Consider the following 13595-nt stretch of genomic DNA (forward strand, 5'->3'; position numbering starts at 1 on the left):
TTCAGGAGGATAGTCATGCGCATCTCGATGCTGGCGCTCGCCGGCGCCTTTGCCCTTATCGCCACGGCGGCCTATGCCGACGATCCGATGGCGGTCACCTATAGCAACACCGTCACCACCAAGAACGCCCAAACCGGCGCCGTCGGCACGCTTCTGTTCAACGCGGACGGAACCTATACCGCCAGCGGCGCCGGCGCCGACGGCAAGACCGTCACCTATCCCGGCAAATGGGTCACCAAGGGCAGCGGCGCCACGCTGTGCCTGACGCCTTCTATCCCCAACGGGCCGGGCGAGACCTGTTCGCCGCTGGCGACGCATGCGGTCGGCGAACATTGGACCGTGACCAACAGCGCCGGACAGAGTTTCGATGTTGTTGTAAGCGCCGGCCGCTGAACACCCTTCGGCCAAAGCGCCGCGCGGAGGTCCCTCCGCGCGGTTCTCTTTTATAATCAATATCTTACACGATTTCTCGCGTCACCGACGCGGCTTGTCACAAAAGCTTTGCAAAACTGTGATGGTCCTTGCGCGCAACCCCGGTGGGATGGGTGTCACGTGACCTCCGCAAGGCAGCTCCGCTGCCGCCGCACCCTCTCGACTGGCGCTCTTCCATGGCCGACACCGCGACTGCCGAACAGATGATGAGTACTCCGGACAGGGCCGTTGCGGTCAGGAAGGGCGGAACGCGCGATGCGCAGTTCCGCGTGCTGACCTTTATCGCCGCGCTGATGGTTCTGGCCATATTCGCGGGCGTGATGGCATCGCTGATCATCGGCGCGATGCCGGCGATCAAGGCGTTCGGATTTCCCTTCATATGGACCGAAGCCTGGAATCCGGTGACCGAGAAATTCGGCGCGCTGGCCTCGGTCTATGGCACGCTGGTGACGTCCTTCCTCGCCATGCTGCTGGCGGTTCCACCGGCATCGGCATCGCTATTTTCCTGACGGAAATCTGCCCCAGGCCGCTGCGCCGCCCGATCGGCATCGCGATCGAATTGCTCGCCGGCATTCCCAGCATCATCTACGGCATCTGGGGCCTGTTCATCTTCGCGCCCTGGTTCCAGGAGCATGTGCAGACTTGGGTCGTCGACCGGTTCGCGAACGTTCCCTTTCTGCAGGACATCTTCGGCGGGCCGCCCTACGGCATCGGCATGTTCACCGCCGCCCTGATCCTATCCATCATGATCCTGCCGTTCATCTCCTCGGTGACGCGCGACGTGTTCGACACGGTGCCGCCGATGCTGAAGGAAGCGGCCTACGGGCTCGGCTGCACGACCTGGGAAGTGATGTGGCGCGTGGTGCTGCCCTTCGCGCGCACCGGCGTGGTCGGCGGCGCGATGCTAGCGCTCGGCCGCGCGCTGGGCGAGACCATGGCGGTGACCTTCGTGATCGGCAACGACCATCACATCCACAATTCGCTGTTCGCGCCGGCAACGACGATCTCGGCCACCATCGCCAACGAGTTCACCGAGGCGGTGGGCGACCTCTATCTGCCGTCGCTGATCGAACTCGGCCTGATCCTGTTCTTCATCACCTTCGTCGTGCTGGCCAGCGCGCAACTGATGCTTCGGGCGCTGGAGCGCCGCGCCGGGAGCGCTTCATGAGCGACATTCAAAACATCAAGAGCGCCAAGAACCCCGCGCTTTATGCCCGCCGGAAATTCCGCAGCGGCTTCCTCCTCACCCTGGCGGTGCTCGCGGCCGTGTTCGGCATGGCCTGGCTCGGCTTCATCCTGGGCGCGCTGTTCTACAACGGCATCACGTCGTTCGATCCCAAGCTGTTCACGCAGATGACGCCGCCACCCGGCGAGGACGGCGGCTTGGCCAACGCGATCGTCGGCAGCCTTATCATGACGGTGATCGCCGTCGCCGTCGGCACGCCGATCGGCCTTCTGGCCGGAACCTATCTCGCGGAATATGGGCGCTATGGACGGCTCGCCTTCTTCGTCCGGTTCGTCAATGACATCCTTCTGAGCGCACCGTCGATCGTGACCGGCCTTTTCATCTACGAGATCATCGTCGTGAAAATGGGGCACTTCTCCGCCTGGGCCGGCGCCGCTTCGCTCACGGTGATCGTGATTCCCGTCGTGGTACGCACCTCGGAGAACATGCTGCTCCTGGTGCCGAACGGGCTGCGCGAGGCCGCCGCCGCGCTCGGCGCGCCGCGCAGCAACGTCATCCGCGCCGTGACCTGGCGCGCGGCGCGCGCGGGTATCGTCACCGGCGTGCTGCTGGCGATCGCGCGCATCTCGGGCGAGACCGCGCCGCTGCTTTTCACCGCGCTCGGCAACTCGTTCTGGAGCACCGACCTGAACCAGCCGATGGCCAGCCTGCCGGCGGTCATCTTCCAGTTCGCCATGAGTCCCTATGAATATTGGCACCGCCTGGCCTGGGCCGGCGCGCTGCTCATCACCGCAGCCGTGCTGACGCTGAGCATCGTCGCACGCCTCCTGCAACCCAAGCGGAGTTAGGAATGAACGCCATCACCGTCGCGACGGACGTCAAGGTCGATATCAAGGATCTGAGCTTCTATTACGGCTCGACGAAAGCCCTGAAGAACGTCTCGATGCCGCTTTACGACCGCAAGGTGACCGCGTTCATCGGCCCGTCCGGCTGCGGCAAGTCCACGCTGCTGCGCATCCTGAACCGCATCTACGAGCTTTATCCCAACCAGCGCGCCGAGGGTTCGGTCGTGCTCGACGGCGAGAACATCCTGTCGAGCCGCGTCGACACCAACCTGTTGCGCAGCCGCGTCGGCATGGTGTTCCAGAAGCCCACGCCCTTCCCGATGACGATCTACGACAACGTCGCCTTCGGCATCAAACTCTATGAGCGCATGGCGCGCTCCGAGCTCGACGGCCGCATCGAGGACGCGCTGCAGCGCGCCGCGCTGTGGGGCGAGGTGAAGGACAAGCTGCGCGAATCGGGCCTGTCGCTTTCCGGCGGCCAGCAGCAGCGCCTGTGCATCGCCCGCACCGTGGCGACGCGCCCCGAGGTGATCCTGCTCGACGAGCCGTGCTCGGCGCTCGACCCGATCTCGACGGCGAAGATCGAGGAACTGATCGACGAACTCTCGGCGGACTACACGATCGTCATCGTGACCCACAACATGCAGCAGGCGAGCCGCACCTCCGATCAGACCGCGTTCATGTATCTGGGCGAGCTGATCGAGTTCGGGCCGACGGAGAAGATATTCACCGCCCCCGACAAGAAGCAGACCGAGCAATACATCACCGGCCGCTTCGGCTGATTTTACTGCATCATCCGGGCGACGATGCGCCCGGCCGGCGTCGGCATCACAAGGCCCATGCCGGTCGAGATCAGACCCAGCGCCAGCAGGCGCTCGCGGCAATGCCGCGGCACGCTGCCGAGGCTGCCGGCGCTGCGCGCGATGACGTCGCGCAGGGCGGTCATCTCGTCCAGCGTCAGATCGGTTCCGCGGGGGATGCGGTCCATCCGGGTCAGACCGGGCGCGCGGTGAAGGTGGCGTGGGTGACCGCGACGGTCAGTCCGCCGGACGAATTCGTCGATTCGACCTTGGCGTTGAGCTGCTGCGCCAGCGCGTTCACCAGGCTCGTCCCGAGGCCGCCCTTGGCGGGCGCTTCCGCGGGCCGGCCGACGCCGTTGTCGGATACGGAGAGCCGCCAGTCCGCCTCGTTCGCTTCGAAACGCACCGTCACGGTCGCGCCGGCGGGTTGCCCGGGAAACGCGTATTTCAGGGCGTTGATGACGAGCTCGGTCACGATCAGGCCGAGGCTGATCGCGTCGGCCGAAATCAGCTGGCAGGGATCGGCGCTCACCTTCAGCGCCGCGGCGTGGTCGTCGTCGATCATGGACTCCGCGAGCGAGGCGCAGAGCTTCGACAGATAGGGTTCGATATCGATCAGATCGGCCCGGCCCGAACTGTGCAGATGACGTTGGACGGCGGCGACCGAGATCACGCGGCGATGCGCGTCCTGAAGGTGCTGGCGGGTCTCGTCGGAGTTCACCGCGCGGGCCTTGAGCATCAGGATGCTGGCGATGATCTGCAGGCTGTTGACGATGCGATGCTGCATCTCTTCGAGCAGCATCTCCTTGTGGAGGACCAATTCGTCGGCCTGCGCCTTCAACCGGTCTTTTTCGGCTTCGACGGCACGCCGGTCGGTGATGTCTTCGATGTTGAGGATGACGGCCGGACGCGCGCCCGGCTTGTGGGCGATGGTTCGGGCGTACAGAAGCAGCACGCGCCGGCCGATGCGCGGAAACTCGTGCGATATCTCGACGGGCTCGGGGACGCTCTGCAGCCCCGCCGTGGCATCGAGCAAACTGCGCAGCGCCGGGATGTCCCAGGCGCCATCATCCAGCGCGAACAGCGAGCAGTCGAGCAGGACCAGCGGATCGAAGTGGAAGGCGCGATGAAACGAAGCGCTCGCGAAGAGGATGTTGGACTCGCTGTCCAGGACGAGCACAGGCTCGCGCACCGTATCCACGATGATTTGCGCGAGAGCGCGCGCGTCTTCGACTTGCTCGAAGAGCTTTTCCACAACGGTCTTTCTGAAAGCGGCGCGACCCTACGCCTCCCGCACCGCAATAGCAAAGCATGTCGTCGCGGATCGAATGCGCCGCGAGGGCGTTTCCATCATGAGCAAGCGCTTCGGGCGCGCGCCCTATCCCGCGCCATTTCCCTTCGGAAGCCTCGCGCGGGTATCTTCAAGGACACGATAATGTTGAACAAGATGAGCCTGCTGCTCGCAGCAACGGCGATTTCGGTGTGCGCCGGCTCGGCAGGCGCTGCGACTTTGAACTTTGGGAATAACAACGGTCATCGTACCGGCGGCACTTCGCTGATGGTCGATTTCGGCACGATCGCCTTCGGCTACAATGACGGCTATTGGGATACCGGCCATCGCTGGCACGCATGGCGCAACAACGCCGAGCGGACCAGCTACCGCGGCAATCACGGCTCGAATTTCCACGGCTACAATCACACGCGCGACCAGAACAATGGCTGGCGCGGCCACTAGGTCATTCTCACGCGGATGCCCGGGGCGCGACGTGCTCCGGGCGCCGCCTGATGTCAATTACGCATAATCCGCTTCCACCGTCGCGTCGTTTGGCGGCGTGCGCAGGACGGCGTTGAACAACCAGCTGAACGCCACGCTCACGACCAGATTCAGCGCCAGCGACGACACCGCGGCATAGCAGGGGATCGTCAGCCCGAAGATGTGGATCGGGAAGATCGAGACCTTGAAACCGTTGAGATAGGCCATCCAGGTGCCGCTCGCGATGCCGGCCAGCCACCCGATCAGCAGCGCCCAGGGATTGAGCCGGTTGGTGTAGAGACCCAGGATCACGCTCGGCAGCGTCTGGATGATGATGATGCCGCCCAGCAGTTGAAGCTGGATGGCGTAGTTCGTCGGCAGCTCGATGATGAAAAGCAGCGCGCCCAGCTTGACGATCAACGACACGATCTTGGCGACCTGCGCCTCGCGCGCTGGCTTGCACGCCGGGTCGATGTATTCGCGATAGATGTTGCGGGTGAAGAGATTGGCGCAGGCGATCGACATGATCGCGGCCGGCACCAGGGCGCCGATGGCGATCGCCGCGAAGGCGATGCCGACGAACCAGCTCGGAAAGGCGTGCAGGAACAGCGCCGGCACCGCGTACTGGTTTCCGAACGCCTTGAAGCCGGCGGCGTATTGCGGCATCGACTTGACCCCCGCCGACACCGCCATCGTGCCGAGCAGCGCGATCAATCCCAGCGCGAAGGAATAGGCCGGCAGCACCACGGCGTTGCGCCGCACGACATGCTGGCTCGACGAGCTCAAGAGCCCCGTCACCGCGTGCGGATAGAGGAACAGCGCCAGCGTCGAACCGAGCGCCAACGTGGCATAGGCCGCCTGCGGACCCAGGCTCGCGGCCGTCGCGGGACCGAGGATCAGCGTCTTGGGATCGGCATGGGCGAAGATCTTGCCGAAGCCGCCAAGCTCGGCCGGGATCACGATGACGGCGGCGATGACCGTGATGTAGAGCAGCGCGTCCTTCACCAGCGCGATCAGCGCCGGGGCGCGCAGCCCGCTCGAATAGGTATAGACCGCCAGCACCACGAAGGCGATCAAGAGCGGCAGGTCGTGCACCACGCCGATGCCCGGCACCGCCATATCCATGTCGATGCCGAGGCCGGCGATGGCGACCTCCATGCCGACGAGCTGCAGCGCGATATAGGGCATGGTGGCGACGATGCCGGTGACCGCGACCGCCAGCGCCAGGGTGCCGTTGCCGAACCGGCCGCGCACGAAGTCGGCGGCCGTCACATAGCCCTTGGCCTTCGACACCGCCCAGAGCCGCGGATAGACCGCATAGACGATGGGATAGACCAGGATCGTGTAGGGAACGGCGAAGAAGCCGCTGGCGCCCGCGCCGAACATCAGCGCCGGGACGGCGATGAAGGTGTAGGCGGTGTAGAGATCGCCGCCCAGCAGGAACCAGGTGACGACGGTGCCGAAGCGCCGCCCGCCCAGGCCCCATTCGTGCAGCTCGTTGAGATCGCCGCGGCGCCAGCGCGCGGCGACGAAGCCCAGCACGGTGACCAGCAGGAACAACGCAACGAAGATTGTGACCGCGACCGTGTTCATGGCGCGCGCTCGTCCAGGAAATAGACCGGGATCAGCACGGCGACGCCGAGCAGGATCCACAGCATCTGGTACCAGTAGAAGAAGGGGATGCCGGCCAGCATCGGCTCGACGCGATTGTAGGACGGCACCCACAGCATCGCGACATAGGGAATCAGCAGCAAAAGATGGATCGCGCGAAAACGCCTGCGCCGTTTCGGTTCGGCCATGCCTGCCCCCTGATTCCCTTTTGGGGAAATCCTTACGGCAAGCAGCGAAATCCGCAAAGGCCGGCGCGAGGCGGCCGCGTCGTCGAGATCGTGGCGGTCGCCGGCCCGGCGATTGCCGCTATTTTGCGCCCCAGAACCAGGGCGTGACGGCCAATTCGATCCGGTCCGTCGCACCGTTGCTGATCTCGATCGTCACCGGCTTGCCCGTCAGCGTGAACCGCACGCTCTTGCGCAGACCGGGGCAATCGGGATCGCCCGAATGCTGGGTCGAAGGAACGGGCCTGCCGTCCTGGATCACGTCGATCCAGGCCTCCGCCGAGAGCGACACCAGATAGTCGCCGGCCGCCGGCGCGGCGAAGGCGACATAGCCAGAGAATTTCGCGGGATCGCTCGGCTTCTCGGAGGACACCGGCAGCGCGCCGCCCACCGCCAGCGTCAGGGCGACGGCGAGAGGCGGCGCGGCGGCCAGCGTCGTGCCCGAGGCGGTATCGGCTTTCACCGCTTGCAGCAGCGCGAGCTCGTGATCCACCGGCCAGAAGAACTTCGAGCACGGCGGCGCGTCGGCGGCGCGCGCCGGCATGGCCGCCAGAAGCAGCAGGCCGCCGACGACACCCGCGCGATACGGCGTCATGGCGCGCCCAGAATCGTGAATCCGTCCTTGGTGAAGATGGCGCGCGCTTCCGGCCCGCTCAGGAAGTCGAGGAACGCTTTCGCCTCGGGCTTGGCGTCCTTGACGAGAGCCGCCGGATAGACGATCGGCGCATGCGTATCGTCCGGGAAGGTGCCGACGACGTGCACGCCTTTGTCGCTCAGCGCATCGGTGCTGTAGACGATGCCGAGCGGCGCCTCGCCGCGCGAGACATAGGCGAGGGCGGCGCGCACATTCTCCGCCGGCGCGAGCTGGCCCGCGACGCTGTCCCAGACGCCGAGCGCGGTCAGCGCCGCCTTGGCGTATTTGCCCGCCGGAACCGACGCCGGATCGCCGACCGCGAGCTTGCCGCCATGCAGCGCGCCGACGAGATCGAAACGCGGCGCGATGACGATGGTGACGCTCTGGTCGACCGGCGCGATCAGCACGAGGTGATTGCCGAGCAGGGTCTTGCGCGTGCCGGCGACGATCAGGGCCTTCTTGTCGAGATAATCCATCCAATCGGTGTCGGCGGAGACGAACAGATCGGCGCCGCCCGACGCCTCGATCTGCTTGGCGAGAACCGAAGATGCGGCGAAGGAGAACACCGCGTCATTGCCGGTCTTGGCCTTGTAAGCCTTGCCGACGTCGTTCAGCGCATCGGTGAGCGAGGCGGCGGCGAACACGGTGACACTCGCGGCCTGCGCGGCGAGCGGAACGAGCGCGAAAATCGCCGCGGCAAGACAGGCGCGGATCAGCCGTCCGAAACGCATGGATATCCCCCGGAGTGAAGAAATCTTCGCCTGACGTGATATCCGAAGGAATATCACGAGTCGAGACGGCGCGTCAGGCGGTGCGCCGGCCGGCGAGGATCAGGCCGATGCCCGCCAGAACCACCACGACACCGGCAATAGTCGGAATCCAGACCGTGTGGTCTTCCTGGGACGTCACATGGATCGGCCCGGCGTCGAGGACCGGCTTGGTCTCCGTGTAGCTGAAATGGCCGAACAGCAACGCGCCGACGCCCAGGATGACGAGCACCGCACCAATCAGCGTCAGACTGTGCATGAAAATCCCCTTTGGCGTGACCGCCAGCACGGAAACGAGCGCGAAGAGAGATAGTTCCGTCAGCCCAGATGCCGGATCCGGCGGTAGGACAGCGCCTCGGCGATGTGGGGCCGGGCGACCCGTTCGGCGCCGGCGAGGTCGGCGATGGTGCGCGCCACACGCAGCACGCGGTGATAGCCGCGCGCCGTCAGCTTCATCGCCTCCGCCGCCTCAGTCAAAAGGCGCTGGCCCGCCGGCTCGGGCGTTGCGACCTGCTCCAATATCTCGCCCTCGGCTTCGGCGTTGGTGCGCAGGTTCCGTCCCGCATAGCGGGCGCGCTGGACGTCGCGGGCCTTCGCCACGCGCCTGGCGACCTCGGCGCTGCCTTCGGCCGGCGGCGGCAAAGTGAGATCGGCGGCCGAGACGCTCGCCACCTCGACATGCACGTCGATGCGGTCGAACAAGGGGCCCGATATCCTCGATTGATAATCGACGGCGCATTTTGGCGCCCGACCGCAGGCCTGTGCCGGATCGCTCAGATAGCCGCAGCGGCACGGATTCATCGCGGCGATCAACTGGAACCGCGCCGGAAAACGCACATGCGCATTGGCGCGCGCCACCACGGCCTCGCCGGTCTCGATCGGCTGGCGCAGCGAATCGAGCACACCGCGTTGGAATTCCGGCAACTCATCGAGGAAGAGCACACCCAAATGGGCAAGGCTCACCTCGCCCGGCTTGACCCGCAACCCGCCGCCGGTCAACGCCGCCATCGACGCCGAATGATGCGGATTGCGGAACGGCCGCTGGCGCGAGATCGCGCCACCGGGCAATTCGCCGGCCAGGCTCTGCACCATCGAAAGTTCGAGCGCCTCGCGCGCGTCGAGCGGCGGCAGCAGGCCCGGCAATCTCTGCGCCAGCATCGATTTGCCCGCGCCGGGCGGACCAATCATCAAGAGATTGTGGCCGCCGGCGGCGACAATCTCGATGGCGCGCTTGGCGGTCTCCTGGCCTTTCACGTCGCGCAGGTCGGGAGCGCTGCGAGTGTCGTCGGCGAGCTTGGCCACCGGCCGGCTCAGGACCTGATGGCCCTTCATGTGATTGACCAGTGCGATCACCGACGGCGCCGCGACGATTTCGAGGTCGCCCGCCCAGGCGGCTTCGGCGCCGCAGGCCGCCGGGCAGATCAGGCCGCGATGCTGGCTGCTAGCGGCAAGCGCCGCCGGCAAGACGCCGGCGACGGTGGTGATCTGCGCATCGAGCGAAAGCTCTCCGAGCGCGACGTAATTGGCGAGTTCGCTCGCCGGCAGCACGCCCATCGCGGCCAGCAGGCCGAGCGCGATGGGCAGGTCGTAGTGGCTGCCTTCCTTCGGCAGGTCCGCCGGCGCCAGGTTCACCGTGATGCGCTGATAGGGCAGCGCGAGCCCGATCGCCGACAGGGCGGCGCGTACGCGTTCCTTGCTTTCGGCCACCGCCTTGTCGCCGAGGCCGACGATATTGAAGAGGCCCTGCGTGCCGCTGCCGATATGGACCTGCACGTCCACTTCGCGGGCCTCGATCCCCTGGAACGCAACGGTATAGACGTGTGCAACCGTCATGGCTGGCCGGCCCCTTGGGGCGATGTTTCGGAGGGGCCGCAACACAACATGCAACGCGGCGTTGCGGCACCATCTAAGCCCGCCAAAGCGCCGCGATCAATGCGCCGCCAGGATGCTCCAGAGATAGTCGTGGGTCTTGAAGCAATGCAGCAGCGCCGGGTTCACCGGGCCGACCGGGCGCTTCGGCAGGACCGCGTAGTTCGGCGCGCCATGCTTGTCGAAGGCGGAATAGGCGTGGCAGGTGATGCAGGACGTATCCGGCACCGGCACGCCCTTGTTCATCCGCTCGATCACCGAATTGGCGAGGATCGTCGGCCCGGCCGCGGTCCCGAAAGCGACCTGCGTGCCTTTGAGACAGTAATTGGTCCACACCGGATCGAGGTGGCGGCTGGCGAAAAGCTGCACCAGGGCGAGCGTCTTGAGGCAGGGGCCGTAATCGGTGTTCGGCACCAGCCGCGAGGGCAGGTTGGCGAGGAGCGCGCCGAAATCGTCATGGCAGCCGATGATGTCGCAGCGGCCGGGATTGCTGCGATGCTCGAAGGTCATCCACAGCCATTGCGGCAGGGCTTTGCTCTGGACCGACATGCCGACCAGAGCGTATTCGCCGGCGCGCCCGTTCATCGTCGCGGTGTTGGTGTAATAGGCGCGGCGGACATCGGCCGCGGTCCTGTAGGCGTACGGCAGCCAGCGCAGCAAATCGGCGATCAGCACCCAATCCGCTTTCACCACGATCGAGTCCTTGGGGAAATCGATCGGCTTGGTCGCGCCATAGGCGGCGGCAAGACCGGCGGTCGAATAAAGATTGTTGGCGACGATGTATTGGAAGACCGGGCGGTTGTGCTGGACCTCTTCGCCGATGCAGGCGCCGGGCGGGAAATTCCCGGCCTTGCCATCCTTCGGCAAACAGTCCGCCGGCGGCGCCGCGGCACCGTGAACGGCCAGGAGCTCGGAGACGGCCGCGAGGCTGCGGGTCAGATGCTTGGCGCCCGGCGCCGGCCATTTCGGCGACTTGCCGGAATAGATGTCGTCGTCGGACGCCCAGGTCTCGAAGGCAACAGCCTTGACGCCCGGCGCGCCGGCGGGCGCGGTCATCGCGGCGAATACATCCCACGCCATCCGATCCGGCGACGCCGCTGGCGCGGCGGTGGCGAATAGAAACCCGACCAATGCGAGACTCGCGCACACACCGAACCTGGTCATCGGACCCTCCGGTCTTTAAGCGATTCAACGCATCGCGAGAACATAACCCGCCGCGCCGCCTGCCAGCGCCATGCGCGCGAGCCAGCCCAGGCAATGGGCGAAGGTGACCTTGCCGTCGATCTTGATGAAGAAGCCGTTGATCGCCAGGATCACGACCGGTCCCGCGAGCCAGACGAGAACGGCGATCTGGAGCCCCGCGACGATCCCGGCCGCGCCGGCGACGGCGCAGAGCGCGACGACCGCGCCGCTCATCACATAGCCGATGAGGCTCGACCAGATGATGGCGCGCCGCTCCGAGCCTTCGCGGATACCCGGTCGCCAGACTTCAGGAAATTTGTTGTAGGCGTCGTGGAACAGCACGCCCATGAACAGCCAGTCGGTGAACATCGCCACCGTGCCCGCGCCGAAAGCGGCCGCGACCAGCATCCCGTTCACGCGTATCCCCCGCTTGACGGCGGACAATCTAGACGGGAATCGCGTCGAAGGCGATGGTCGTGCGATCCGCTGCCGAGCGGAACGGCACCGTGCCGTGCCACATATACGAGGGAAACAAGACAAGCCGCCCCGGCACCGGCTTGATCGCGCGGCGGATCGGCTGGCCCAGGGCGGTGTCGAAGGGCGGCTCGCCGAATTTGATCCAGCCTTGCCGTTCGGCCTCGTCGTCGACCGCATCCGGCACCGCCACGTGATAGCAGGAACTGATCCAGCCCTTGGGATGGATGTGGTTGGTGTGGAATCCGGCATCGCGCAGCCGCGACGACCAGGAACCGGTGAAACGAAAACCTTCCGCGCGCCGCGAACCGAGCGGATGCGTTTCGTCATCGTCCATCCGGGCGATATAAGCAGCAACCGCCTCCTCGATCCGCGCACGCAGCGCCGCTACCAGCGCGTTGTCGCCGTCGAACAGCGGGTCCATCGTCTGGGTGCCGCGCCGCAGCGTCTGGTCGATATGCTCGCGCGCATCGCCGTGCAGCGCGTCGAGATGGGCGTTCAGCGCCGCGTTGAACGCGGCCATGTCCGTGAAGCCGTCCGGCGGATCCAGATCGAAGACCTGCACATGGCGCTCGTAATCGGCCAGCGCCGCGGCGCGCGGATCGCGGTTCAGCCGCAGCGCAAGCTCGTGCATCGCCAGGGCCGCCTGATCGAGCGGCTGCCGCGCGACCGCGTCTTCGGTGAGCGTCAGCGCGCGCGCCGCATCGCCCGCGCGCAACAGCGTGCCCGCGAGGTTGACCTGGGTCGGCACGTCGTCGGGCTGCAGCGCCAGCGCCTTTTCATAGGCCGCGATGGCGGGCTCCAATTGCCCCAGCCCGGCCAGGGCCAGCGCCAGGCCGTTCTGCGCCGCCGGATTCTCCGGCTCCAAGGACGCGGCGCGTTCGAAACAGGCGCGCGCCTCTTCGAAGCGCCCGGTGCGCGCGAGGAAGCCGCCCTTGCCGATCAGAAGCACTGCCGGACGCGGCAGGCGCGCGGCGGCTTCGTCGTAGGAATTCAGGAACTCCGCGTCGCGCCCCAGGCGATAGAGCAGGGCGTTCAACTCCTGATGCGCGGCGAGATGGCCGGGATCGCGCGCGAGGGCGCGGCGATAGCCCGCCACCGCATCGTCGTTGCGCCCCAGATGCTGCAGCACGCCGGCGCGATTGGCCTCGCCCCGCGGCAGATCGGGCGCGCGCGCCAGCGCGGCGTCGAACTGGGTCAGCGCTTCGCCGTAACGCCGCTGCATCTTCAAGGCGACGCCGAGATTGTGCTCCATCGCGGCCCGCAGGGCCGGCGGCGACGGGAGTTCGATCGCCAGACGCAGGATCGTCTCGGCTTCCTTCGGGCGCTCGACATCGTTGAGCAGCGCGCCGAAGCTCAAGAGCGCGGTGAAATTGTCGGGCTCCAGCCGCAGCGCCGCGCGGAAATTCTTCTCCGCGAAGACGAAGTCGCCCAGGCCGTGCTGGACCTGGCCCAGCACGAGCAGCGTATCGGCATTGTTCGGATCGGCGCGCGAAGCCGCGCGCAAGAGCACGATGCCCTCCTCGGCGCGTCCCGTGCCGGCCAGCAGCCGGCCGAGATTGGTCATGACATTGGGCTGTTTCGGGCGCAGCGCCAGCGAGCGGCGATAGAGCGCTTCCGCCTCGGAAAGCCGGCTCTGATTGGCGCGGACCAGGCCCATGAGCTGCAGCCCGTCCGGCTCGAACGGCCGCACCGACAGCAGCTGGCCCAGGACCCGCTCGGCCAGTTCCCACAGACCCTGCCGGATCAGGTTGATCGCCTGCGCGATCGGCTCGGCCGTCTGGTTTTGTCCGCTCATGTTGCCAGTTTAGCGGCAAA

At 66.3% G+C, this 13595-nt stretch carries 17 protein-coding genes; 6 read left to right on the forward strand and 11 right to left on the reverse strand.

The window, feature by feature from the left end:
• The first annotated feature begins 15 nt into the window (after nt 1–15).
• The 5 genes from WDM86_10120 (at nt 16) to pstB (ending at nt 3245) form a co-directional block, all read left to right on the forward strand.
• Complete coding sequence (locus WDM86_10120) at nt 16–393, forward strand: hypothetical protein (protein MEI9990384.1); 378 nt, start codon at nt 16–18, stop codon at nt 391–393.
• A 215-nt stretch (nt 394–608) separates the two neighbouring features.
• Entirely contained in the window at nt 609–941 is a 333-nt protein-coding gene (locus tag WDM86_10125; GenBank protein MEI9990385.1) for a hypothetical protein, read from the forward strand.
• A gap of 32 nt (nt 942–973) precedes the next feature.
• Nucleotides 974–1600, forward strand: coding sequence for a phosphate ABC transporter permease subunit PstC (gene pstC, locus WDM86_10130; protein ID MEI9990386.1), 627 nt, complete (start codon nt 974–976; stop codon nt 1598–1600).
• The gene (gene pstA / locus WDM86_10135; protein MEI9990387.1) at nt 1597–2466 is read left to right on the forward strand and encodes a phosphate ABC transporter permease PstA; all 870 of its coding nucleotides are present in this window, start codon (nt 1597–1599) and stop codon (nt 2464–2466) included. Before pstC ends, pstA begins: the two co-directional genes overlap by 4 nt.
• Nucleotides 2467–2468: 2 nt before the next feature.
• The gene (gene pstB / locus WDM86_10140) at nt 2469–3245 is read left to right on the forward strand and encodes a phosphate ABC transporter ATP-binding protein PstB (protein MEI9990388.1); all 777 of its coding nucleotides are present in this window, start codon (nt 2469–2471) and stop codon (nt 3243–3245) included.
• Between the two features lie 2 nt (nt 3246–3247).
• Here pstB and WDM86_10145 read toward each other — a convergent pair whose 3' ends face one another.
• Both WDM86_10145 and WDM86_10150 read right to left on the reverse strand, forming a co-directional pair.
• On the reverse strand, nt 3248–3451 hold the full coding sequence (locus WDM86_10145) for a hypothetical protein (protein MEI9990389.1): 204 nt from the start codon (nt 3449–3451) through the stop codon (nt 3248–3250).
• Nucleotides 3452–3456: 5 nt separating this feature from the next.
• Nucleotides 3457–4518, reverse strand: a complete 1062-nt coding sequence (locus WDM86_10150) for a histidine kinase dimerization/phosphoacceptor domain -containing protein (protein MEI9990390.1) — start codon at nt 4516–4518, stop codon at nt 3457–3459.
• Between the two features lie 192 nt (nt 4519–4710).
• On the opposite strand from WDM86_10150, the gene WDM86_10155 reads away from it, so the two are divergent.
• Complete coding sequence (locus WDM86_10155; GenBank protein ID MEI9990391.1) at nt 4711–4998, forward strand: hypothetical protein; 288 nt, start codon at nt 4711–4713, stop codon at nt 4996–4998.
• A 57-nt stretch (nt 4999–5055) separates the two neighbouring features.
• Here WDM86_10155 and WDM86_10160 read toward each other — a convergent pair whose 3' ends face one another.
• The 9 genes from WDM86_10160 to WDM86_10200 form a co-directional block, all read right to left on the reverse strand.
• A complete protein-coding gene (locus tag WDM86_10160; GenBank protein ID MEI9990392.1) occupies nt 5056–6609 on the reverse strand; it encodes a sodium:solute symporter in 1554 nt (517 codons plus the stop codon).
• Nucleotides 6606–6815, reverse strand: coding sequence for a DUF3311 domain-containing protein (locus tag WDM86_10165; protein ID MEI9990393.1), 210 nt, complete (start codon nt 6813–6815; stop codon nt 6606–6608). The genes WDM86_10160 and WDM86_10165 overlap by 4 nt, the downstream gene beginning before the upstream one ends.
• Nucleotides 6816–6933: 118 nt before the next feature.
• A complete protein-coding gene (locus WDM86_10170; GenBank protein ID MEI9990394.1) occupies nt 6934–7446 on the reverse strand; it encodes a hypothetical protein in 513 nt (170 codons plus the stop codon).
• Nucleotides 7443–8216 carry a molybdate ABC transporter substrate-binding protein gene (gene modA / locus WDM86_10175; protein MEI9990395.1) on the reverse strand — a complete coding sequence of 258 codons (774 nt, stop codon included), beginning with the start codon at nt 8214–8216 and terminating at the stop codon, nt 7443–7445. Before modA ends, WDM86_10170 begins: the two co-directional genes overlap by 4 nt.
• Nucleotides 8217–8289: 73 nt before the next feature.
• Nucleotides 8290–8511 carry a hypothetical protein gene (locus WDM86_10180; protein ID MEI9990396.1) on the reverse strand — a complete coding sequence of 74 codons (222 nt, stop codon included), beginning with the start codon at nt 8509–8511 and terminating at the stop codon, nt 8290–8292.
• Nucleotides 8512–8570: 59 nt separating this feature from the next.
• A complete protein-coding gene (locus WDM86_10185; GenBank protein ID MEI9990397.1) occupies nt 8571–10085 on the reverse strand; it encodes a YifB family Mg chelatase-like AAA ATPase in 1515 nt (504 codons plus the stop codon).
• A gap of 96 nt (nt 10086–10181) precedes the next feature.
• Nucleotides 10182–11285, reverse strand: coding sequence for a hypothetical protein (locus WDM86_10190; GenBank protein MEI9990398.1), 1104 nt, complete (start codon nt 11283–11285; stop codon nt 10182–10184).
• A gap of 24 nt (nt 11286–11309) precedes the next feature.
• Entirely contained in the window at nt 11310–11720 is a 411-nt protein-coding gene (locus WDM86_10195; GenBank protein ID MEI9990399.1) for a DUF1761 family protein, read from the reverse strand.
• Between the two features lie 28 nt (nt 11721–11748).
• Nucleotides 11749–13575 (reverse strand): tetratricopeptide repeat protein, encoded by a 1827-nt coding sequence (locus WDM86_10200; GenBank protein ID MEI9990400.1) that lies wholly within the window; start codon nt 13573–13575, stop codon nt 11749–11751.
• Between the last annotated feature and the right edge of the window lie 20 nt (nt 13576–13595).

Source organism: Rhizomicrobium sp. (genome assembly GCA_037200045.1).
In the GTDB taxonomy this organism is placed as follows: domain Bacteria; phylum Pseudomonadota; class Alphaproteobacteria; order Micropepsales; family Micropepsaceae; genus Rhizomicrobium.